Annotated in this window: 22 protein-coding genes and 1 tRNA gene; 10 read left to right on the forward strand and 13 right to left on the reverse strand. The window is 70.9% G+C overall.

Annotated features, from left to right (window positions below; translation table 11 throughout):
* The first annotated feature begins 68 nt into the window (after positions 1-68).
* Positions 69-1,418 carry an MBL fold metallo-hydrolase gene (locus KAH28_RS07245; RefSeq protein ID WP_290575317.1) on the forward strand — a complete coding sequence of 450 codons (1,350 nt, stop codon included), beginning with the start codon at positions 69-71 and terminating at the stop codon, positions 1,416-1,418.
* Positions 1,419-1,421: 3 nt separating this feature from the next.
* On the opposite strand, the gene KAH28_RS07250 is transcribed toward KAH28_RS07245, so the two are convergent.
* Genes KAH28_RS07250 through purM form a run of 3 tightly spaced genes read right to left on the reverse strand, consistent with a single transcriptional unit; the run spans position 1,422 to position 3,888 of the window.
* Complete coding sequence (locus KAH28_RS07250) at positions 1,422-2,195, reverse strand: DUF3108 domain-containing protein (protein ID WP_290575318.1); 774 nt, start codon at positions 2,193-2,195, stop codon at positions 1,422-1,424.
* Positions 2,196-2,197: 2 nt separating this feature from the next.
* A complete protein-coding gene (gene purN, locus KAH28_RS07255; protein ID WP_290575319.1) occupies positions 2,198-2,857 on the reverse strand; it encodes a phosphoribosylglycinamide formyltransferase in 660 nt (219 codons plus the stop codon).
* Positions 2,854-3,888, reverse strand: coding sequence for a phosphoribosylformylglycinamidine cyclo-ligase (gene purM, locus KAH28_RS07260; protein WP_290575320.1), 1,035 nt, complete (start codon positions 3,886-3,888; stop codon positions 2,854-2,856). Before purM ends, purN begins: the two co-directional genes overlap by 4 nt.
* A 154-nt stretch (positions 3,889-4,042) precedes the next feature.
* Here purM and KAH28_RS07265 point away from each other — a divergent pair, with 154 nt between their 5' ends.
* Together KAH28_RS07265 and KAH28_RS07270 are read left to right on the forward strand one after the other, a co-directional pair.
* Positions 4,043-5,089, forward strand: coding sequence for an AI-2E family transporter (locus KAH28_RS07265; RefSeq protein ID WP_290575321.1), 1,047 nt, complete (start codon positions 4,043-4,045; stop codon positions 5,087-5,089).
* A 2-nt stretch (positions 5,090-5,091) separates the two neighbouring features.
* Positions 5,092-5,763, forward strand: coding sequence for a DnaA/Hda family protein (locus KAH28_RS07270; RefSeq protein ID WP_290575322.1), 672 nt, complete (start codon positions 5,092-5,094; stop codon positions 5,761-5,763).
* Here KAH28_RS07270 and KAH28_RS07275 read toward each other — a convergent pair.
* From KAH28_RS07275 to hemA, 10 genes are all read right to left on the reverse strand, one after another.
* Positions 5,758-6,090, reverse strand: coding sequence for a DUF2069 domain-containing protein (locus KAH28_RS07275; protein WP_290575323.1), 333 nt, complete (start codon positions 6,088-6,090; stop codon positions 5,758-5,760). The genes KAH28_RS07270 and KAH28_RS07275 overlap by 6 nt on opposite strands.
* The gene (wrbA, locus tag KAH28_RS07280; RefSeq protein WP_290575324.1) at positions 6,087-6,698 is read right to left on the reverse strand and encodes an NAD(P)H:quinone oxidoreductase; all 612 of its coding nucleotides are present in this window, start codon (positions 6,696-6,698) and stop codon (positions 6,087-6,089) included. Before wrbA ends, KAH28_RS07275 begins: the two co-directional genes overlap by 4 nt.
* A gap of 12 nt (positions 6,699-6,710) precedes the next feature.
* Positions 6,711-7,436, reverse strand: coding sequence for an outer membrane beta-barrel protein (locus KAH28_RS07285; RefSeq protein WP_290575325.1), 726 nt, complete (start codon positions 7,434-7,436; stop codon positions 6,711-6,713).
* A gap of 162 nt (positions 7,437-7,598) precedes the next feature.
* A complete protein-coding gene (locus tag KAH28_RS07290; RefSeq protein WP_290575326.1) occupies positions 7,599-9,971 on the reverse strand; it encodes a penicillin acylase family protein in 2,373 nt (790 codons plus the stop codon).
* An 89-nt stretch (positions 9,972-10,060) separates the two neighbouring features.
* A complete protein-coding gene (locus tag KAH28_RS07295) occupies positions 10,061-10,645 on the reverse strand; it encodes a transglycosylase SLT domain-containing protein (protein WP_290575327.1) in 585 nt (194 codons plus the stop codon).
* On the reverse strand, positions 10,611-12,314 hold the full coding sequence (locus KAH28_RS07300) for a proline--tRNA ligase (protein WP_290575328.1): 1,704 nt from the start codon (positions 12,312-12,314) through the stop codon (positions 10,611-10,613). The genes KAH28_RS07295 and KAH28_RS07300 overlap by 35 nt, the downstream gene beginning before the upstream one ends.
* Before the next feature lie 56 nt (positions 12,315-12,370).
* The gene (locus KAH28_RS07305; RefSeq protein ID WP_290575329.1) at positions 12,371-12,784 is read right to left on the reverse strand and encodes a M67 family metallopeptidase; all 414 of its coding nucleotides are present in this window, start codon (positions 12,782-12,784) and stop codon (positions 12,371-12,373) included.
* 38 nt (positions 12,785-12,822) lie between these two features.
* Positions 12,823-13,668, reverse strand: a complete 846-nt coding sequence (gene prmC / locus KAH28_RS07310; RefSeq protein WP_290575330.1) for a peptide chain release factor N(5)-glutamine methyltransferase — start codon at positions 13,666-13,668, stop codon at positions 12,823-12,825.
* On the reverse strand, positions 13,665-14,753 hold the full coding sequence (gene prfA / locus KAH28_RS07315; protein WP_290575331.1) for a peptide chain release factor 1: 1,089 nt from the start codon (positions 14,751-14,753) through the stop codon (positions 13,665-13,667). Before prfA ends, prmC begins: the two co-directional genes overlap by 4 nt.
* Before the next feature lie 41 nt (positions 14,754-14,794).
* Complete coding sequence (hemA, locus tag KAH28_RS07320) at positions 14,795-16,051, reverse strand: glutamyl-tRNA reductase (protein WP_290575332.1); 1,257 nt, start codon at positions 16,049-16,051, stop codon at positions 14,795-14,797.
* A gap of 124 nt (positions 16,052-16,175) precedes the next feature.
* Here hemA and KAH28_RS07325 point away from each other — a divergent pair, with 124 nt between their 5' ends.
* The 7 genes from KAH28_RS07325 (at position 16,176) to pth (ending at position 22,030) form a co-directional block, all read left to right on the forward strand.
* A complete protein-coding gene (locus KAH28_RS07325) occupies positions 16,176-17,978 on the forward strand; it encodes a tetratricopeptide repeat protein (protein WP_290575333.1) in 1,803 nt (600 codons plus the stop codon).
* On the forward strand, positions 17,975-18,589 hold the full coding sequence (gene lolB / locus KAH28_RS07330; protein ID WP_290575334.1) for a lipoprotein insertase outer membrane protein LolB: 615 nt from the start codon (positions 17,975-17,977) through the stop codon (positions 18,587-18,589). Before KAH28_RS07325 ends, lolB begins: the two co-directional genes overlap by 4 nt.
* Positions 18,586-19,473 (forward strand): 4-(cytidine 5'-diphospho)-2-C-methyl-D-erythritol kinase, encoded by an 888-nt coding sequence (gene ispE, locus KAH28_RS07335; protein WP_290575335.1) that lies wholly within the window; start codon positions 18,586-18,588, stop codon positions 19,471-19,473. Before lolB ends, ispE begins: the two co-directional genes overlap by 4 nt.
* 22 nt (positions 19,474-19,495) lie before the next feature.
* Positions 19,496-19,570: transfer RNA gene (locus KAH28_RS07340), tRNA-Gln, on the forward strand.
* 98 nt (positions 19,571-19,668) lie between these two features.
* On the forward strand, positions 19,669-20,622 hold the full coding sequence (locus KAH28_RS07345; protein ID WP_290575336.1) for a ribose-phosphate diphosphokinase: 954 nt from the start codon (positions 19,669-19,671) through the stop codon (positions 20,620-20,622).
* Between the two features lie 127 nt (positions 20,623-20,749).
* Complete coding sequence (locus tag KAH28_RS07350) at positions 20,750-21,418, forward strand: 50S ribosomal protein L25/general stress protein Ctc (RefSeq protein WP_290575337.1); 669 nt, start codon at positions 20,750-20,752, stop codon at positions 21,416-21,418.
* Positions 21,419-21,439: 21 nt separating this feature from the next.
* Positions 21,440-22,030, forward strand: a complete 591-nt coding sequence (gene pth / locus KAH28_RS07355) for an aminoacyl-tRNA hydrolase (protein WP_290575338.1) — start codon at positions 21,440-21,442, stop codon at positions 22,028-22,030.

Here is a 22,030-nt window from a genome sequence, read left to right on the forward strand (position 1 = left end):
CGCCCGGTATCGCCCGTGCGTTACCCTGCTCCGTCCGCCCTCACGCTTTCCCGCTCCGCATGTCATCGGTGATCCACGACGCCGCCGCAGGCGTCATCCTCCACGAGGGCCGCGTCCTGCTGGCGCGGCGCCACGAGCAGCTGAAGGCCTTCCCCGGATACTGGGCGTTCCCGGGCGGAAAGGTCGACCCCGAGGACCGACGCGACGACGAGGACGTCGCGCTCGCGCTCCAGCGCGCGCTGGTGCGCGAAGTCCACGAAGAGATCGGCGTCGATATCGCCGGCATGCTGGCCGACCATCAGGTGGCGGACATCGCGGAACTCGGCTGTGCGACCACGCCGCGCTTCGCGCCGCACCGCTTCGCGACCCGCTTCTACTGCATCACGCTGCGCGTCGAGCCGGCGCTCGCCCTGCAGGCGGACGAGATCACCGAGACCGACTGGCGCACGCCCGAGGAATGGCTGAACCAGTGGCGGCGCGGCCGGCTGCTGTGCGCGCCCCCGACCCTGGCGGTGCTGGAGGCGCTGGCCAGCGACGCCGAGCAGCCCGCGGCGCCCGACTTCCGCGAACGCTTCGGAAGCGACGGCGCCACCGCCTGGTACGAGCCGGTGGCGGGCCTGCGCATCCTGGCCGTGCACTCGAAGACCATCCCGCCGGCGCAGCACACCAACTGCTTCTACATCGTCGATGGCGACAGCGGCGGCATCCTGGTCGATCCCTCACCGGCCGATGAGGATGCCTTCGAACGCCTGCACGCCACGGTGGCGCCCTGGCCGCTCGATGCAGTGATGCTGACCCATCATCATCCCGACCACAACGAGCGCGCCAACCGTCTGGCCCGCGAGCGCGGCGTCCCGCTGCTCTGCTCGGCGGATACGCGCACGCGCATCGCGGCGCGCGAGGGTACCGACTGGTTCGACGGCATCACCGTCCGGGAGCTCGCCGAAGGCGACACCATCGGCCGCTGGATGACGGAACCGGTGCGCGTCATCGCGGTGCCCGGCCACGACGCCGGACAGCTGGCGCCGCTGCCCGATTCGCGCGCCTGGTGCGTGGTCTCCGACCTCATCCAGGGCATCGGCACGGTGGTGGTCGGTGGCGACGAGGGCGACATGGCCGCCTACTTCCGCTCGCTGGAGCGCGTGATCGACCTCGACCCGGCGGTCATCGTGCCGTCCCACGGGATGGCCATGGGCGGCACCTGGAAGCTGGCCCAGACGCTCGCCCATCGCCGTCAGCGCGAATCGCAGGTGCTCGCGCTGCACGCCGGGGGGGCCGACGTCGACGCCATGCTGGAGACCATCTACGGCGCCGACACGCCGGCGTTCCTCATGCCGCTCGCCCGGCTCAACATCAACGCGCACCTCGAGAAGCTGCGCGACGAGGGCCGCCTGGAGGCGACCGCCGACGGGACCTGAGCGTCAGCTCTCGCCGGCCGACGCCTCGGGCGCATCGTCCTTCGGGGTGTAGCGCAGCAGCTCCATGGTGAGCTGGACATCACCGTCCTTGCCGTTCTCGACCTTCACCGGCATGTAGTCGGCACCCGGCGCCACCCAGAATCGTCCGATGCGGCGCGGATCGATGCGCTCCAGCAGGAATGCGTCGTAGCTGCCGGCGGGCACCTTCACCGACTCTTCGCCCGTCACGCGCAGCGTGTACTCGGCGATGCGGTCGTCCTCCACCATCGAGAAGGTGAAGTCGCCCGCGGGCGGTTCCGGCGCCTGCCGCATGATCCAGGCGCGAACGGCCTGATGCATGCCGAAGCGGTCCTGGGCATTGTCGGGCAGCTCGCGCGTCTCGCCCGCGCCGCGCACGACGCTGTCGACGGTGTCGAAATCGAGCTCGTAGCTGTCGTCGCCGTGATCGAAGCGGAAGCGCACCGGCTTGACCGCGCCGTCGACGAGGCAGAAATGGCTGGTTTCGGCGGGCTCGCCGTAGAACATGCGCACCATGGCGCGCGGCCGGGCGTGCGACTGGTAGCGGTAGCAGTAGGTCCCCTCGCGCTCCAGCTCGAGCGTGATCTCGCCCAGCTTGATGCCGTTCCAGGTGGCCGCGTACACCGCCTTGAAGGTGGGCAGCATGTCGACCGCATCGCCGGCCGCACCGACCGAGACGCCACCGCCGCCGGCGGCACCGGCGGGCCCCACCGCTGCCGCGGCCAGCGTCGCCGCCTGAACCCATCGTTGCATGCGCATGCTCAGAAATCCTGTTCCAGATCGTCCATGGTCTTCGGCATGCCTTCCGCCGAACCGTCGAGCCATGCGTGACCGTCGCGGCACTGGAGGCGCCCGGCGCAGGCCCACGCCACGGCCTGCGGATAGATGCGCAACTCCACGGTCTCGAGCACACGCCGCGCAAGACTCTGCTCGTCATCTTCCGCCTCGACGCTGCATCGCCCCTGAATGATGAGCGGGCCACCGTCGAGCTCGCCGGTGACGAAGTGCACGCTGGCGCCGTGCTCGGCATCGCCCGCCGCGATCGCGGCGCGATGGGTGTGCAGACCGCGATGACGCGGCAGCAGGGATGGATGGATGTTGAGCATGCGCCCGGCGAAGGCCTCGACCAGCTCGTCACCCAGGATGCGCATGAAGCCGGCCAGCGGCACCCAGTCGGGCGCCGCGTCGGCGATCGCCGCCCGGAGCGCGCGGTCGAAGGCGCCGCGATCGGCATGGGCGCGGTCGTCCACCACCTGCACCGGCAGGCCCGCCTCGCGCGCGAAGGCCAGTGCCGGCGCGTCCGGCCGATTGCCGATGACGCGCGTGATGCGGCCGTCGATGGCGCCGGCATCGCATGCGGCCTGCAGTGCGCGCAGATTGCGCCCGCGGCCGGAAACCACCACGCACAGCCGTGCCGTCATCCGGTGTAGCGCACCCGCTTCCCGTCGGCTGCCTGCACCGAGCCGATGACGGTCGGCGCTTCGCCGGCATCGCGCAGCACGCGCAGCGCCGTGTCGACATCGTCGGCCGCCACCGCCAGCACGAAGCCGATGCCGCAGTTGAAGGTGCGCAGCATCTCGCTGTCGCTGACGCCGCCGTGCTCGGCAAGCCAGTCGAATATGGCCGGGCGCTCCCAGCTCGCGGCATCGATCACCGCCTCGCAGTCGTCGGGCAGGAAGCGCGGGACGTTGTCGGTGATGCCGCCACCGGTGATGTGGGCCATGCCGTGCACCGCCACCGATGCCATCAGGGCGCGCACCGCCGGCACGTAGATCCGCGTGGGCGCGAGCAGCGCCGCGCCCAGCGTGCTCTCGCCGAGCGGCGCATCGAGGCCCGCTCCCTGACGCGCGACGATGGCGCGCACCAGCGAGTAGCCGTTGGAATGCAGGCCCGACGACGGCAGGCCGATGAGCACGTGCCCGGGCTGCACGAGCCGACTGCCGTCGATGATCGCGTCGCCCTCGACGACCCCGACCGCGAAACCGGCAAGATCGAAGTCGCCGCTGCCGTACATGCCCGGCATCTCCGCAGTCTCGCCGCCGATCAGCGCGCAACCTGCCTGCACACAGCCGTCGGCGATGCCGGCGACCACCTCAGCGGCAGTGGCACGGTCGAGCTTGCCGGTGGCGTAGTAGTCGAGGAAGAAGAGCGGCTCGGCACCCAGGCAGAGGATGTCGTTGACGCACATCGCGACCAGGTCGACGCCGAGTCCGCGCACCTGGCCCGAGTCGATGCCGAGGCGGAGCTTGGTACCCACACCGTCGGTGCCGGATACCAGCACCGGATCGCGGTAGCCGGCCGGAATCCGCATCAGCGCGCCGAAACCGCCGACGCCGCCGATGGTCTCCGGGCGCCGGGTGGGCGCGACCAGGCGCTTGATGTCGGTCACCAGCGCGTCGGCGGCATCGATATCGACACCGGCATCACGGTAAGTCAGCGGGCTATTGCTCATGAGGGCCGCACGGCTGCGGAAGAAAGCGATCGGGAGCGCTATTATTGCAGGCGCGTCCCACCTGCGGCAGCGCGCTTCGTTGCCGCGCCTTCCGCCCGCCAGTATGTCCGCAAACCCGATTTCGCAGCGTACCGAAGCATGGATCTGGCTGGGCGTGGGCATCGGCCTACTGGTCCTGCTGTGGCTGCTCGCCCCGATCCTGCTGCCGTTCGTGCTGGGCGGGGCCCTGGCCTATCTCGGCGATCCGCTGGTCGACCGGTTGGAGGCCATGCGGTTCTCGCGCACCGGCGGCGTGGTGGTCGTGTTCACGGCGATCACGCTGGGGTCGCTGCTGGTGCTCGCGCTGCTGGTGCCGATGCTCCAGCAGCAGGTGCAGGTATTCCTGCAGCGCCTGCCGGAATACCTGCAATGGTTCCAGGACACCGCGCTGCCCGCGATCGGCGTGGTCCTGCCCGAGGGCGGCCGCATCGACAGCGAGAGCCTGCGCGGCCTGGTGCGCGACAACTGGCAGCAGGCCGGCAGCATCGCCCGCGATGTCCTGCTCAAGGCGACGCAGTCGGGCGGCGCGCTCCTGACCCTGTTCGTCAACGTCCTGATGGTGCCGGTGGTGACCTTCTACCTGCTGCGCGACTGGGACCGCCTGGTGGCATGGATCGACGGCATGATCCCGCGCTCGGTGGTGGGCAAGGTGCGCGAGATCGCCACCGAGACCGATGATGTGCTGGCCGGCTTCCTGCGCGGCCAGCTGCTGGTGATGGCGGCACTGGCGCTGATCTACACCACCGGACTGTGGCTGGTGGGCCTCGATCTGGCGCTGCTCATCGGCATCAGCGCCGGCGTGGTCAGCTTCGTGCCCTATCTCGGCCTCTTCGTGGGGCTCATCTCGGCCGTGATCGCGATGCTTTTCCAGGAACAGGCCCTGCTGCCCATCCTGTGGGTGCTGCTGGTGTTCGGCGTCGGCCAGGTCCTCGAAACGGCCCTGCTGACGCCCACGCTGGTCGGGGACCGCATCGGGCTCCACCCGGTGGCCGTGATCTTCGCGGTGCTCGCCGGCGGGCAGCTCTTCGGCTTCGTCGGCGTCCTGCTCGGTCTGCCCGCTTCCGCCGCGATCGCGGTCATGATGCGTCACGCCAAGGCCCGCTGGCTGCAGAGCCCGATCTACGCCGGCGCCAGCGCCGACCCGCCCGCCGCAGACGACTGAGCGTGACCGAGCAGCTGCCCCTGGTGGTGGCGCGGCGCAGTCCGCCGAGCCTGCAGGACTTCGTCGTGGGATCGAATGCGGCCGCGCTGGACGCCTTGCGCAGCGAACGCGGCGCGCTCTTCCTCACCGGCCCCGCCGGTGTCGGAAAGAGCCACCTCCTGCGCGCACGGGCGCGCGCCCGGCCCGGGGCCCTGTGCCTGTCGGGCCTGTCCCTCGCCGAGACACCCCACATCCTCGATGGCGCGGAAGCCGCCAGCTGGCTCGGCATCGATGATGTCGACTGCCTGGGCGGACGGGACGAGGCCGCGACTGCGCTCCTGCGCGTGATCGACGCGCGCGCCGCCGCCGGGTTGCCGATAGTGCTGAGCGCACGTCACGAGCCCGGAGCGCTCGCCGATCTGCTGCGCGATCTGCGCACCCGACTCACGCAGTGCGCCCTCTACCGGCTGCGGCCGCTCGACGAACAGGCGCTGCGCGACTGGCTCCGACTGCGCGCCGAGCAGCGCGGTCTGGCGCTGGCCGATGCCGCGGTGGACTGGATGCTGCGTCATCTCCGACGCGACCCGGGCGCCCTGGAAGTTGCACTGGAGCGGCTCGACATCGCCGCGCTGGCCGCCAAGCGCGGACGCGTCAGCGCGCCCTTCGCGCGCAGTGTCCTCGGCGGCGCGCTATAGCGCCGAGCCTTCCCGCGCCTGCGCCCGGCGCGCCTCGGTCGCCGACATGCGCACGAAGGCGATGGCGGCGAGGAACACCCCCGCACCGCACCAGGCCAGCGCCATGCCCGCCGGCGTATCGCGGAATGCGAGGCCCACGCCGATGTAGAGCACGATCACCATGCTCAGCAGCGCGTGCACGTAGCGCCGCGCCCGCAGCAGCCACGGCAGCATCGCCACCAGCGGGATCATGCCGAACCAGCCCACCGGGCCGGCTGCCGCCAGCGACGCCAGCGTACCGGCAACCAGCAGCAGGTTCAGCAGCCACGGTATCCGGGAGGGGGTCATCGCCGATCCGCCAGTCGCTGCGCCAGCCCGGCCACGCGGGCGCCGAGCGCATACCCCAGGGCGGCCTCGTCATCGTCGAGATCGCGGCCCTCGCTGCCCGCCCAGTGCGACGCGCCGTAGGGCGTCCCGCCGCTGCGCGTGGCGCTCAGCGCAGGCTCGCTGTACGGCAGCCCGGCGATGACCATGCCGTGATGCAGCAGCGGCATCATCATCGAGAGCAGCGTGCTCTCCTGGCCGCCGTGCAGACTGGCCGTCGAGGTGAACACGCCCGCCGGCTTCCCGGCGAGCGTTCCGGACAGCCACTGGGCGGACGTGCCGTCGAGGAAGTGCTTCAGCGGCGCCGCCATGTTGCCGAAGCGCGTCGGACTGCCGAGCAGGAGCCCGTCGCATCGCTCGACATCGGTCAACTCGGCATATGGAGGACCATCGTCCGGCACGGGCGGATCGACCGCCTCCGTCGAGGGCGACACCGGCGGCACGGTGCGCAGCACCGCGCTGCAGCCACGCACGCTGTCGACGCCGCGCGCGACCTCACGCGCCAGCCGGGCCGTGCCGCCGTTGCGCGAGTAGAACAGCACCAGCAGCGCGCATGACGGCGACGACGGCACGGCCGGACGCGCCTAGTAGAAGCTGTCGGACTGCGCGCCCTGGAAGCTGAAGCGCATGCCGAGACGGATATCGTCGAACTGCAGGTCGCCGCCGTTCTCGGCATCCTCGATCTCGAAGCCGGCCATGCGGTATTCCGCCACCAGCGCGAACGAGTTGGAGATCTGCAGCGCACCGCCCGCGGTGATCTCGTCGAAGTCCCCGGCATCGAACTCGTCGGACCGCCGGTAGCTGGCGTTCACCTGGAACCCGGGCACGACCGCCCACTGCACGCCACCGCCGTAGATCAGGCCCGAGCCGTCCTCGCTGGCCGAACCGACCACGACATCGCCGCTCCACTTGGCGCGGAAGTCGCCGACGGTGGCGAATACCGTGACGGTGTCGCGCTCGCCGAAGCCGTAGCGCAGGCCGCCCTCGAAGTACTGCTCGCGGAAGCGGCGGGTCTGATCGCCCTGCCCGGTATTGCCGTTCTGCAGCTCGGGATTGTTGACGCGCACGCTCTGGAAGCCGCCGGACAGGAAGATCCAGTCGCCGAGACCGAGACGCAGGCGCATGCCGGCGCCGATCTCGCTGTCATCGATGCCGGTGGCGCTGGTGTCGTTGTCGATGGTCGAATGCATCAGATAGGCATCGATCGACGAGAACGGGGACATGCCCCCTCCCTCGTCCTGCGCGATGGCCGGCGTTGCCACACCGGCCGCGAGCAGCGCGACGGCCGAAACATTGATCAAGCTGCGCATGAAACCTCCCGTTCGACTACTGAATCTAGTTCTGATGATCCCCGGAAACCACGACCGGCACCGGCGCGTGTTGCCCCGTTGACCAACGGGACCCCCTTGCCGGCGCGAGTATGCCGTAAGCCTAAAGCAAGCGACTGCATTTCACATCCGCGAGCGCCGACGTCACGGCCGCAGCGTGAGTCGCGCGACCGGTTCGCCGGGCAGCAGCGGCGTCTCCGCGACCTCGACCCAGGCCCGATGACCATCGCGGTAGTGTGCCGACAGCGGGTGCCCGCTCTGCCCGCCCGGCATGTGGAACAGGCTCGATGCCTCGTCGCCGGGCGTGATGACCATGCGCTGCGACGCGCCGAAGCCCGGGCCCTGGACACGCGGCACATCGCTGTCGCCGGACAGTGCACGCTCCGGCATGTCCAGCAGGCGGTGCAGACCGGGGAGCGCCCCGCTGAGCGGATGGCGCATCGCCAGACGGTTGCTGTCGCCCCAGGATCGGGCGCGCCAGTCGACGGAACCGGTCTCGGCGTCGGCGGTGATGACGCCGTCCATCACCGCAAGCAGGAAAGCGGGCCAGCTGTCGTGACGCGGATCGAGCAGGTGTGGCGGCTGCCGGCGCGCCAGGTCGAGAACGGCAGCCTGCGCGACCGGAAAGCCGTGCATGGCGAAACCGGGATGTTCGGCACGCACCGGCGCGGTCAGTGCGTGCATGACCCGGTTGTGCGTGGCGTCGTGCCACAGGCGGACCAGGCGGTAGAGGGGATCGTCGACCACCGCCCGCGCCTCCCAGCCGTCCAGCGCCGCACGCACCTCCGGCGCCCAGGCGTGGGACGCCGCCGCCGGATCGTCGAGCGCGGCACGCAGCACCGCCGCCCACGCGTCCAGATAGCGACTGCGCACATCGCCCTGCATGGCGAGGGCATCGGCGGGCGCGACCGGGGCATCGGCATCGTTCACCAGTTCCCGCAGACGCTGCTGGCGCGCACCGAATGCGTAGCCGCCGTCCCCGATCATGGCGAGGGCCTCGCCGTCCACCAGGCGGGCATTGGCCGCCACCAGCCGCCCGCCCGGCGGATCGACGATGCGGGGATAGGCGTCATCGTCCAGCCAGCCCTGCCACGGACGCGGCGCGGTCGACGGAACCGGTCGCTGCGGAGCCGGCCCGGCGCGACGCGGCATGCGTCCGGCGATGGTCCAGGCGATGCGGCCGTCGCGCGACGCGATCAGTGCCGACTGCGGCGGAATGCCGGCGCCGTTGAGCGCCGCCAGCGCTTCCTCGATGCCTTCGGCGCGCTCCATGGCCATGATGTCGAGATTCAGGACGCCGGGCACCAGCGGCAACCAGCGCAGCGCATGCGCCGGACCGGCATCGTCGCCCGGCAGGACTGGCCCCCACGGCGTCTCGCGCACCGTCACGGTGTGCGTGCCGCCGCCGGCGACCGTGATCCGGTGCTGGTGATCGGTGACCGGCACCGGACCCTCCGGTCCGAGGACATTCCCCTGCCCGTCACGCCGGAGCCGGATGCGCTCCGACCAGACGCCGTAGCTGTTGGTGAACGCCCAGGCCACGCGCCCGTTGCTGCCCGCGATCAGGAACGGCAGGCCCGGCAGCGTCACGCCGTTGAGATCGAGCCCCGTCTCCGCATCGTCGGCCGGCACGCGCATGCGGGCCCGGAACCAGGTATTGGGCACGCCGAGGTCGAGATGCATGTCGCCGGCCACGAGCGCGCGACCATCCGCCGTGTGACCCCCCGACACGGCAAGGCTGTTGCTGCCGAGCCCGGCGAGATGTCGTATCGCCGCGGGCGTGCCCTCGAACCAGGCGGGCGGCATGGCGCGCAGATCGTAGGCATCCGCCGCGGGCGGCTCGGGCAGCGCCCCGGGCTCGCCGAGCAGGGGCGCATCCCACGGTGTCGTCTCCGGCACCAGATAGCGGTGCAGCGCCGGCGGCGTCGCGGCCTCGAGCCGTTCCAGGCGCAGTGCGCGCTCGGCGCGCTCGTCGGTGAGCACGAAGTACATCGATGCCGCGACCAGCAGGCTGTCCTCGGCCGTCCACGGCTCGGGCGCCGCGCGCAGCAGCAGGTACTCGAAGGGCTGCGCGTTGAGATCCGCCAGGCCGGCGTTGACGCCATCGGCGTAGGCATAGAGCAGATCCTGCTGTGCCTGCGGCAGGTCCAGCATCCGATCGCGCGCGCGGGCCCGGAAGCGATAGATGGCGCGGCGGCGGTCGAACGGCAGCGCCGCCTTGCCGACCAGCGCGGCAACCTCGCCCGCTCCGCCGCGGCGCGCCAGATCCATCTGGAAGAAGCGCTCCTGAGCGTGGACGTAGCCGGTGGCGCGTGCCAGATCCAGGCGGGTGGCCGCGTTGATGGTGGGAACGCCGAGCGCGTCGCGTTCGACGAGGACCCGTTCGCCCAGGCCGGGCAGACGGCGCTCGCCCTCGTGCTTCGGCAGGCTCGCCCAGAGCAGGATTCCGGTCGCGGCCGTCACCACGACCACCAGCGTCACCGCCAGCGCCAGCAGGCGCCCGATCCAGCGCAGCATGATGTGTCTCCCCGCGGCCCGCGTGGCGGGCTCTCTCCACGGCTACCTTGCCACGCATCCGCCGGGCCGGCCAGTGGCCGCTTCCGGCATCACTGCGCGTACCAGCGCGCCTCCAGCGCCGCGAACACGCGATCCGGATACCAGGCCTGCCCGAAGCTGCCGTTGTAGCGCGCCAGCGCCGGGTACCACTGGCCGTCGGCCACGTCCAGGTAGTGCGCGAGGATGGTGCAGCCGTAGCGCAGATTGGTCGCGATGTCGAAGAGGTTGTCCTCGGGGCGTCCAAGTTCGTCGAGCCAGAACGGCATGACCTGCATGAGCCCGCGCGCACCGGCGCTGGAGATCGCGAAGCGCTCGAAACCGGACTCCACCTCGATGACGGCCAGCACCAGCTCGGGCGGTACGTCCGCGCGCTTGGCCTCGGCATGCACCAGACGCAGCAGCCTCAGGCGATCCTCGCGATCGGGCATGCGCGGACGCAGCCGCTGCGCCATGTCCATCAGCCAGACCTCGGCGTCGAAGCGATGCTCGAAGCTCTCGGCCTCGGCCACCGCCTCGGCCAGGGCGGCACGCAGCGCCGGGTCCTCGCGCTGGTCGGCGCGCTCGGCGAAGGCCGGCGCGCCGACCAGCGCGAGCAGCGCGCTAGCCAGCGCGCACGCGCGCCAGAACGGTCGCATTGTCGGCGGCGATGCGCTCGGCATCGGCCTCGGTGCGGCGGCGGTACTCGAAGGCATTGTCGGCCAGCGCCTTGTCGCCGATGACGACACGATGCGGAATGCCGACGAGCTCGCTGTCCGCGAACATGACGCCCGGACGCAGGCCGCGATCATCGAGCAGCACGCGGATGCCGGCGGCATCCGCGGCCGCGTACAGGCTCTCGGCGGCCTCTCGCACGGCATCCGAGCGGTCCATGCCGATCGGGCAGATCAGCAGCTCGAAGGGCGCGATGCTCTGCGGCCAGCGGATGCCCTGCTCGTCATGGCACTGCTCGACGACCGCCGCCGCGATGCGCGACACGCCGATGCCGTAGCAGCCCATGACCGGCGTGATCGACGCCCCCTCGGCATCCAGCACGCTCAGCTCCATGGCGCGCGCGTACTTGTCGCCGAGCTGGAAGATGTGGCCCACCTCGATGCCGCGCAGCAACCGGATGCAGCCCCGGCCGTCCGGACTGGGATCGCCCTCGACGATGTTGCGCAGATCGGCGACCGCCGGCTCGGCGGCGTCGCGTCCCCAGTTCACGCCGGTGAGGTGGTAGTCCACCCTGTTGGCACCGCACACGAAATCGGCGAGCGCGGCTGCCGCATGGTCGGCGATCACCGGGATCGGGCAACCGCGCACGCCCAGATAACCGGCCTCGCAGCCGAAGACCTCCGCGATGCGGGTGCGCTCGGCGAGCTTCAGGGGCGCGGCGATGTTCGGATGCTTCTCGGCCTTGACGTCGTTGAGCTCGTGATCGCCGCGCAGCGCCAGCGCCACCAGACCGCCGTCGGCGCCCTCCACCACCAGCAGCTTGATGGTGGTTTCCAGGGGGATCCCGAGCAGCTCGGCGACGTCCTCGCAGGTGGCCTTGCCGGGCGTAGCGACTTCGGCGCATTCCGCCGCCGCGTCGGGACGCGGCCCCGGTGCGCCGCAGGCCGCGGCCTCGACGTTGGCGGCGTAGTCGCTGCCGTCGGACACCGCCAGCGCATCCTCGCCGGCGCTCGCCAGCACGTGGAACTCCTCGGACGCGGTACCGCCGATGGCGCCGGTATCGGCCTGCACCACCCGGTAGTCGACGCCCAAGCGCTCGAAGATGCGCTGGTAGGCGGCGCGCATGTTGGCGTACTCGCGCGCCAGGTCATCGCCGTCGACGTGGAAGGAGTAGGCGTCCTTCATGACGAACTCGCGCGCCCGCATGAGGCCGAAGCGCGGCCGGATCTCGTCGCGGAACTTGGTCTGGATCTGGTAGAGGTTCAGCGGCAGCTGCTTCCACGAGCGCACGTCCTGCTTCACCAGCTGCGTGACCACTTCCTCGTGCGTCGGGCCGTAGCAGAAGTCGCGCTTGTGCCGATCCTTGATGCGCAGCAGCTCCGGGCCCATCGCGTCCCAGCGCCCGCTCTGCTGCCAGAGCTCGGCGGGATGCACCGACGGCATGAGCACTTCCTGGGCGCCGGCACGGTCCATCTCCTCGCGCACGATGGCCTCGATGCGCGCCAGCACGCGCAGGCCCATCGGCATCCAGGTGTAGAGCCCGGAGCCCAGCCGCCGGATGAGCCCGGCGCGCAGCATGAGCTGATGCGAGACGAGCTCGGCCTCGGCCGGGGTCTCGCGGCTCGTCGGCACCAGCATTCGGGACAGTCGCATGGAAGGCAGCGCTCTACGGCAAATGGGACTGCATTGTAGCGGCGCCGGTCCGCGGATCAGTCGTCGCGGACCTCGAGCCGCAGCTCGCGCGCACCCGCCCCGTCCGTGCGCCAGGCGCGCAGCTGCAGCACGCCGCGGATGTCCAGCGAGATGATGATCTGCACGGCTTCCGGATAGCCCACCTGCTCTAGGTCGGCGGCCGAGGGTTCGGCCGCGGCCTGCGGATGCGAGTGGTAGATGCCCCACAGGGTCTGGCTGCGCTCGCGCATGGCGCGCTGGGCACGCACCAGCGCCTGCGCCTCCATGTCGAAGGTACGCGTGCGATCGGCGGCAGCATTGGCCACCGGGTAGACCCGCCAGCCGTCATCGCCGCGGGCGATGAGGCCGCAGACCTCCTCCTCGGGCCGGTTCTGCGCCTGCTGCATGAGCTGGATGGCGGTGCTGCGCGGCAGCGTCACGGTCTCGGTCATCTCCTCCGTTTCCTCGTCTGGATCGTGTTGCGGCGGCGTCAGTCGCGAAGCCGCCCGAAGCTGATGCGCTCGTGACCGCCGAGGTCGCGTTCGCTGTCGATGTCCCGGAAGCCGGCCTCCGCGAGCAGCGCACGCACCGCCGCCGCCTGCTCGAAGCCGTGCTCGAGCACGATGCGCCCGCCCGGCCGCAGCACGCGCGGCGCCTGCGCGACGATGGCGCGCAGCGCGTCGAGCCCGTCGCGGCCCGATACCAGCGCCGACGCGGGTTCGGCCGAGAGCGCCGCGAGGTGTGGATCACCCTCGGCGATGTAGGGCGGATTGCAGAGCAGGCAGTCGACGCTGGCGTCCGCCAGCGGCGCGCACCAGTCGCCCGCGACCAGGTCCACGCGCAGGTCGAGCCGGCGCGCGTTGGCGCGTGCGACCGCCAGGGCCGCGGGGCTGGCATCGGTGGCCAGCACGCGCGCACCGGGACGCTCGTGCGCCACCGCCAGCGCGATCGCGCCACTCCCAGTGCCGAGATCCGCCACCGCGTGCCCCGCATCGATGTGCGCGACCGCGTGCTCGACCAGCAGCTCGGTATCCGGACGCGGAATGAGCACCGCCGGCGAGACCGCCAGCTCCAGGCCGAAGAACTCCCTGACCCCGAGCGTGTAGGCCACCGGCTGCCCCTCCAGGCGGTCGGTCAGCGCGTGATCGAAGCGTTCGCGCACGCTGGCGGTGGGCACGTGATCGGGCCAGGCATAGAGGAAGGAGCGCGGCTTGCCGAGCGCGGCGGCCAGCAGCAGTTCGGCGTCGAGTCCCGCGCTCTCCGACCGCGCGCCCAGTCGATCACGCGCGGCCCTGAGGAGCTGGCCGACGGTTTCGCTAGGGCCGTCGCCCATCATGCGCCGTCGCTGTCCGCGAGCGCGGCGAGCTGATCGGCCTGGTGCTCGGTGCGCAGCGGTTCGATGACCTGATCGAGATCGCCGGCGATGACGCGCTCCAGCTGGTAGAGCGTGAGATTGATGCGGTGGTCGGTCACCCGCCCCTGCGGGAAGTTGTAGGTACGGATGCGCTCCGAGCGATCGCCGCTGCCGACGAGCTTGCGACGGGTGGCGGCCTCGCTGGCATCGCGGCGGGACTGCTCGGCCTCCTCCAGGCGCGCCTGCAGCAGTGCCATGGCGCGGGCGCGGTTCTTGTGCTGGCTGCGTTCCTGCTGGCACTCGACGACAATGCCGGTGGGCAGATGCGTGAGACGCACGGCGGAATCGGTCTTGTTGACGTGCTGGCCGCCCGCGCCGGACGAGCGATAGGTATCCACGCGCAGATCGTTGGCGTTGATCTCGATGGCCTCCATCTCCTCGCGCTCGGGCATCACCGCCACCGTTGCGGCGGAGGTGTGGATGCGGCCGCCGGCCTCGGTCTCGGGCACGCGCTGGACGCGGTGGCCGCCGGACTCGAACTTCAGGCGCGCGAACACGCCGGCGCCGGCCACCCGCGCGATGATCTCCTTGTAGCCGCCGTGCTCGCCCTCGCTGGCCGACAGGATCTCGACCTGCCACCCCTGCGCCTCGGCGTAGCGCGCGTACATGCGGTAGAGATCGCCGGCGAACAGCGCCGCCTCGTCGCCGCCGGTGCCGGCGCGGATCTCGAGGAAGACGTTGGCCGCGTCGCGCGCGTCGGGCGGCACCAGGAAGCCGAGCAGTTCCTGCTCGACGGCCTGGCGTCGGTCGCGCGCGGCATCCAGCTCCTCGCGCGCCATCTCGCCCATCTCGGGGTCGTCGAGCAGCGACTGCAGGTTGTCGGCCTCCTCGCCCAGCTGCAGCCATTCGGCGTAGTGCTCCGACAGGCTCTCCAGGCGCGCGTACTCCTGCCCGAGGCGCGCGAAGCGCTGCGCGTCCTCGGCGACGGTCGGGTCGGACAGCTCGGCGGCGACCTCTTCGCGGCGGTCGGCGAGACGACGGATCTTGTCGAGGAGATTCGGGCTCATGCAGTCGGGGCCGGTCGGCGCTGAGCGCCCCGGCCGGAAGGCTAGTCTTCGGAAAGGTCGAAGAGTTTACGCGCCGCCGACTTGAGAAGCGCCTGCTCGACCGGATCGGCCGTGCGCAGCGCGCGCGACGGGGCGTGCGCGAGGCGGTTGGCCAGCATGCGCGTGGCGTACTCGAGCACCGCCTCCGGATCCTCGCCGGCCGCCAGGCGGCGCCGGGCGCGCGCCAGTACATCGTCGCGCTGCTCGGCGCTGCTGGCGCGCAGCGCGCGGATGGTGCCGGCGACCTCGCGCGATTCGAGCCAATGGTTGAAAGCGTCGGCGCGGTCGGCGACCAGTGCTTCGGCCTGCTCGGCCGCCTGCTGGCGCAGGTCCATGTTGCGGGCGATGATCTGGCGCAGGTCGTCGACGGTGTAGAGGAAGACGTCGTCCAGACCGGCCACGCGGGCGTCGATATCGCGCGGCACGGCGAGATCGATCATGCACATCGGCTTGTGGCGACGGCGCGGCAGCGCGTGACGCACCGCGTCGATCCCCACCACCGGATCGCGGCTGGCGGTGCTGGCCACCAGCAGATCGGCGTCGGACAGACGCTCCGGCAGATCGGCCAGCGCGATGGCATAGCCGTGCACGTCGCGCGCCAGATGCTCGGCCCTGGCGATGGTGCGGTTCGCCACGATGATGCGCGTCACGCCCTGCGCGCGCAGATGCCGCGCGATCAGCTGCATGGTTTCGCCGGCACCGATCAGCACCGCGGTCTGCTCGCTGAGATCGGTGAAGATGCGCTTGGCCATCTGCACCGCCGCGTAGGCCACCGACACCGGGTGCGCGCCGATCTCGGTCTGGCTGCGCACCAACTTGGCCACTGCGAAGGCGTGCTGGAACAGGCGCGACAGGATGGGCCCGGTGGTCGCGGTCTCCTCGGCCATGGCGTAGGCCTGCTTCATCTGTCCGAGTATCTGCGGCTCGCCGATGACCAGCGAATCGAGACCGGATGCCACCCGCAGACTGTGCCGGATGGCAGCGAGATCCCGGTGCACGCGCAGATGGCTCCGCACATCTTCGGGACGCACGCCGCGCTCGGCCGCCCACCATTCCGGAACGATGTCCTCGGCGCTGGCGTCGAGCACGCCCAGCACCTCGGTGCGATTGCAGGTCGACAGCAGGGCCGCCTCGCGCACGCCCTCGCGTGCCCGGAGACGCGCCAGCGCGTCCGGTGCCTCGAACTCGGTGAAGGCGAGCTGCGAGCGCACTTCCACCGGGGCGTTGTGATGGCTCAAACCGAGCGCGATCAGGGCCATGGCGATTCCTGCTGAGAGCGCGTATTGTCCGGCACTGAAGCGGACCGCTCAACTGTCCGCCGCCGTCGCAGTGCCGTGCCATGCACCGGCGCGTGCCGCGCAGCTTCTCCGGTATCCTCCGGGCATGCAAAGCGTACGCCGCTCCCATCGACGCGTCAGGGCCGCCAGCTGGCTGCCGGGCCCCGCCGTGCTGCTCCTCGCGGGCTGCGCGAGCCTTCCCGGCGCGCGCGACGCGACGCCACCGACACCCGCCGATGACGAGGGCGAACTGCTCAGCGACGTGCTGCGCGCCCCCGTCGCAGAGCGGCAGGACACCGCCGAGAGCACACAGAGCCGCTTCTACCGCAAGGTCCTGCTCGGCGAGATCGCCGGCGCCCGCGGACAGCACGAGACCGCGGCACTGGCCCTGCGCGACGCGGCCGCGATCTACAACCATCCCACCATCGCCCGCCACGGCATCCGCGAGGCACTGGCCGCCGGCCGCGACGATCTCGCACTCGAACTCGGCCGCCTGTGGAAGACCTCCGGCGAGTCGACTCCCGAGAGCCACGGCCTGCTGCTCCGTCTGGCGGTGAAGGCCGGGGACGCCGAGGCCGCCCGCGGCCACCTGGGGCGTCTCGTCGAGACGCACGAGGGACCCGACACGGTCTTTCAGGCAATGGCGCGCGCGCTGAGCGACATCGAGTCCAACCGCGACCTGGCGCTGTCGCTCGTCCGCGAGGCCGTCGAGCAGTACGCCGTCACCCCGGCCGAGCGTTCGGACGCCGAATACGCCCTCGGCCTGCTGGCGTTCTCCTTCGAATCCTTCGACGAAGCCGCCGCGGCATCGGAACGCGCGCTGGACCAGACCGACGAGGCGCTGGGCGACCAGAAACTGCTGCTGCTGGCCGGGGCACTGCTGCGCGCAGGCCGCGTCGAGGACGCCGTCGAGGCGGTCGAGTCGCGCCTGTCCGATGCACAGGAGCCCCTCGCCATCCGCAGGAGCTTCGCCGAGCTTCTGCGGCAGTCAGGCGCACCGGCTGCCGCGCGCGAGCAGCTCCGCGTGCTCCTCGAGTCGCGCCCGGATGATCGCGACGCCCTGCTCGCGCTCGGCACCGTGGCGCGCGAACAGGGCGATGACCCGGCGGCGCGCGACGCGCTCGAGCGGGTCTGGCAGAGCGAGGACGGCGATCGTGCCGAGGCGGCGCTGCAGCTCGGCATGCTCGCCGAGGACCGGGCCGATCCGGCCACCGCAGCGGACTGGTACCGGCGCGCCGCCGACGCCGGGGAATCACTGCGCGCGGGGCTGCGCCTGTCGCGCATCGACGCCGAAGCCGGGCGCATCGCCGAGGCGCGCAAGCGCCTTGAGCGGCTCCGCGAGGAGAATCCCGGGCTCGCGGCCCGGCTGCTGCGCGCCGAGGGCGAGCTGCTGGTGCGCGAGCGCGCCTTCTCGGCCGCCGTCGACCTGCTCGAAAGCGGCGTGGCGGCCTACCCGCGCGACACCCAGATGCGCTACACCTATGCGCTCGCGCTCGAGCAGGACGGCGCGCCCGATGCCGCGGAAGCGGAGCTCCGCGCGATCATCGACGACAACCCCGACAACGCAGCCGCATTGAACGCGCTGGGCTACATGCTGGCGGTCAGCGGCGAACGGCTCGAGGAAGCCGAGGACTACATCCGCCGCGCCCTGGAACTGTCGCCCGAGGATCCGGCCATCATCGACAGCATGGGCTGGGTGCTGTTCAAGCAGGGCCACGCCGAAGAGGCGCTGACCTATCTCGAACGCGCGCACGGCGACTATCCGGACCCGGAAGTGGCCGCACACCTCGGCGAGGTGCTGTGGACCCTCGGCAGGCGCGAGCGCGCCCGTTCGGTATGGGACGAGGCACTTGCCGAGCATCCCGATCATCCCACGCTGCGCGAGACCGTCGAGCGCCTGACCCCGTGAACCGGCTCCGGCTGCTGCCCGCCGTCGCCGCCCTCGCGCTGGTCACGGCCTGCGCGCCGCCGGCTCCGGTGGCGGTCCGTCCGGATGCCGACCGCAGCGCGCAATGGCTCCAGCACCGTGCCGCGATCGCCGACGTCGCCGCCTTCACGCTCAGCGGCCGCCTCAGCACCGGCAGCATCGCGAGCGCCCAGCTGCATTGGCGACAGGACGGCGAGCGCTTCTCGGCGCGCGCCAGCGGTCCCTTCGGCTCGGGTGCGGTGGCGCTTTCCGGAACCCCTTCCGCGGTCCGCATCCGCACCGGCGAGGGCACCATCGAGACGGACGCCCCCGGCCCCTGGATGCAGCGCAATCTCGGCTGGCAGCTGCCGATCGGCGGGCTGCGCTACTGGGCAATCGGGCTGCCCATGCCGGGCACGGCCGCGAGCTATTCCTTCAATGCCGACGGGCGTCTGGCCGAACTGACCCAGGGCGGCTGGACCATCGCGTTCATCGACTACACCGACGTCGACGGCACCGCCCTGCCCGCGCGCATGCGCCTGTCCGGCGATGACGATCTCGATGTACTGCTCCGCGTCGATCGCTGGCAGCGCGTGACGCGCGGCGCACCGTGAGCGACGATCTCGCCGATGGTGCCTTCGGAGCGGCGCGATGGCCGGCGCCCGCCAAGATCAACCGCTTCCTCCACATCACCGGACGCCGCGACGACGGCTACCACCGCCTGCAGACGCTCTTCCAGTTCCTCGAGTGGGGCGATGAGCTGACCATCGCGCCGCGCGACGACGGCGTCATCTCCGGCCGGGGAGCGCCGCCCGGCGTGCCGCCCGAGGCCGATCTCGCGCAGCGCGCGGCGCGCGCCCTGCGCGACGCCACCGGGGCGCGGCTCGGTGCCGATATCACCATCCACAAGCGCATACCGGCCGGCAGCGGGCTGGGCGGCGGATCGAGCAATGCCGCGACCGTGCTGGTGGCACTCAACACGATGTGGGGCTGCAACCTGTCGTCGCCCGAGCTCGCCACACTCGGCCTTGCGCTCGGCGCGGACATTCCGGTGTTCGTGCACGGCCATGCCTGCTGGGCAGAAGGCGTCGGCGAGGTGCTGCGAGACGAGACGCCCGACGAACCCTGGCTGCTGCTGGCGCTGCCGGGAGCCGGTGTGGCGACCGCCGCCGCATTCCGCGATCCGGCACTGCGCCGCGACTGCCCCCCGGTGACCATGGCCGACTTCACGTCCGGCCGGTGCGGCAACGTCTTCGAGCCGGTGGCGCGACGACTCGCACCCGAGGTCGACCACGCCATGAAGGCACTCGCGGGGGCCTGCGAAGGCGTTCCGGTCGCGATGAGCGGCACCGGCAGCGCCTGCTACGCGACATTCCACGAGCGCGCCGCCGCGCGCATCGCCCAGTCGCGGATGCCGGCCGGGGCGCGCACGCTGGTGGTCCGCGCCACCAACCGTTCACCGCTGCGTCTGGCAAGCCCACCCCCTGTCGGGCGATAATGACGCGGCAATGACATTCCGATGGGGCGTAGCCAAGCGGTAAGGCAACGGGTTTTGATCCCGTGATGCGATGGTTCGAATCCATCCGCCCCAACCATCCGACGAACTGGCCGCGCGTGCGCGCGGCCTTTCCGATTGCGCGATCCGCGCGATGGCGTCGGCCCTTCCGCACAACGCACGGACAATCCACCAGGCATGACCGACGGCCAGTTGATGATCTTCTCCGGCAACGCCAACAAGGCGCTTGCCAAGGATGTCGCCGCACACCTCAAGCTGCCGCTCGCCGGCGCGACGGTGGCCAATTTCTCGGACGGCGAGATCAGCGTCGAGATCCACGACAACGTGCGCGGTCGCGATGTCTTCATCGTCCAGCCGACCTGCGCGCCGACCAATGACAACCTGATGGAGCTGGTGATGATGTGCGACGCCATCAAGCGCGCCAGCGCCGGCCGCATCACCGCCGTCATCCCCTACTTCGGCTACGCGCGGCAGGATCGCCGCCCGCGCTCGACGCGCGTGCCGATCTCGGCCAAGGTCTGCGCCGACATCATCACCACCGCCGGCGCGGATCGCGTGCTGACGGTCGACCTGCACGCCGACCAGATCCAGGGCTTCTTCGACTGCCCGGTGGACAATGTCTATGCCTCGCCGGTGCTGCTCGGCGACATCTGGCGACAGAAGTACGACAACGTGGTCGTCGTGTCGCCCGATGTCGGGGGCGTGGTGCGTGCGCGGGCGGTGGCGAAGCGGCTCGACGACGCCGACCTCGCGATCATCGACAAGCGCCGTCCGCGTGCCAACGAATCGCAGGTCATGAACATCATCGGCGACGTCCGCGGCAAGACCTGCGTCATGGTCGATGACCTGGTCGACACCGCCGGCACGCTTGCCAAGGCCGCCGACGCCCTCAAGGAGGCCGGCGCCCTCCGCGTGGTGGCCTATGTCACGCATCCGGTGCTGTCCGGCGCCGCGGTGGACAACATCAGCAATTCCACCATCGACGAGCTGGTGGTCACCGACTCGATCCCGCTCGGCACGCGCGCCGCCGCCAGCGGCAAGATCCGACAGCTCTCCATCGGCGCGCTGCTGGCCGAGGCCATCCGGCGCGTCTCGGCGGAGGAGTCGGTCTCCTCGCTGTACTCCGACTAGCGCTCCACTGCGCGGGCCCCGCGGACCCGCGCGCAGTGGCGTGTCACCGGCGCTTCCTCTACACTGCGCGCCCCCTGGTGGCCTGGTCGCGGGCCGTCAGGGCCTCTTCCCCTTTTGGAGCCAAACCATGAGTGACGAATTCGTCGTGGTGGCGAAGTCGCGTGATGCGCAAGGAACGGGTGCGAGCCGCCGTCTGCGCAAGACCGGCTGGACGCCCGCCATCGTGTACGGCGGCGAGAAGCCGCCCCAGTCCATCCTTGTCGAGCACAAGGAAATCTATCGGCAGATGGGCTACGAGGCCTTCTATTCCCACATCCTCACGCTGGACGTGGACGGCAAGAAGGAGCAGGTGGTCATCAAGGCCGTGCAGCGTCATCCGGCCCGTCAGCAGGTGCTGCACGCCGACTTCCAGCGCGTCCAGGCCGACCATGCCATCCGCGTGCGCGTCCCGCTGCACTTCGAGGGCGAGGAAACCGCGCCCGGCGTGAAGACCGGCGGCGGCGTGCTCGAGCATCTGCTCAACGACGTCGAGGTCGAGTGTCTCCCGGGTGACCTGCCGGAGTACATCGAGGTCGACGTCTCCAAGCTCGATGTCGACGAGACCGTGCACCTCTCCGATCTCGTGCTGCCCAAGGGGGTCGAGCTCTACGACCTCAAGCACGAGCACGACTCGGCAGTGGCCTCGATTCACGTTCCGCGCAAGATGAAGGACGAGGACGAGGAAGCCGAGGGCGAGACGCCGGAGGGCGAAGACGCTTCCGAGGACGAGACCAAGGACGAGGACAGCGAGGACTGATCCGGTCCGGACTGCATCGGCATGACGCAGCCCATTCGTCTGATCGCCGGCCTCGGCAACCCCGGGGCCGGCTACCTGGCCACACGCCACAACGCGGGATTCTGGTTCGTCGACGCGCTCGCGCAGCATGTCGGCGCACCTTGGAAGAAGGAGACACGATTCTCCGGTGAGACCGCGCGTCTGCAGGCGGACGGCCAGGACATATGGCTGCTCAAGCCGGCCACATTCATGAACCGCAGCGGGCAGTCGGTCCGCGCGCTGGCCGATTTCTACAAGATCGCGCCGCATGAGATCCTCGTGGTGCACGACGATCTCGACCTCCCGGCCGGCGCCGCGCGCCTCAAGCGCGGCGGCGGTCATGGCGGGCACAACGGCCTGCGCGACATCCATCGTCACCTGGGCGGTCCCGACTATCTGCGCCTGCGCGTGGGCATCGGCCACCCCGGCCAACAGCAGGAAGTGATGAACTACGTCCTCGCCAAGCCGACTCCGGAACAGTCGCGCGCCATCGGCGACGCTCTGGTGCGCGCGGCCGAGGCACTGGACACGCTGCTCAGCCAGGGCTGGGACCGGGCCTGCACGCAGCTCCACACCGACCCGGCACGCATCTAG

The sequence above is a fragment of the Algiphilus sp. genome, assembly GCF_023145115.1.
Lineage (GTDB): Bacteria > Pseudomonadota > Gammaproteobacteria > Nevskiales > Nevskiaceae > Algiphilus.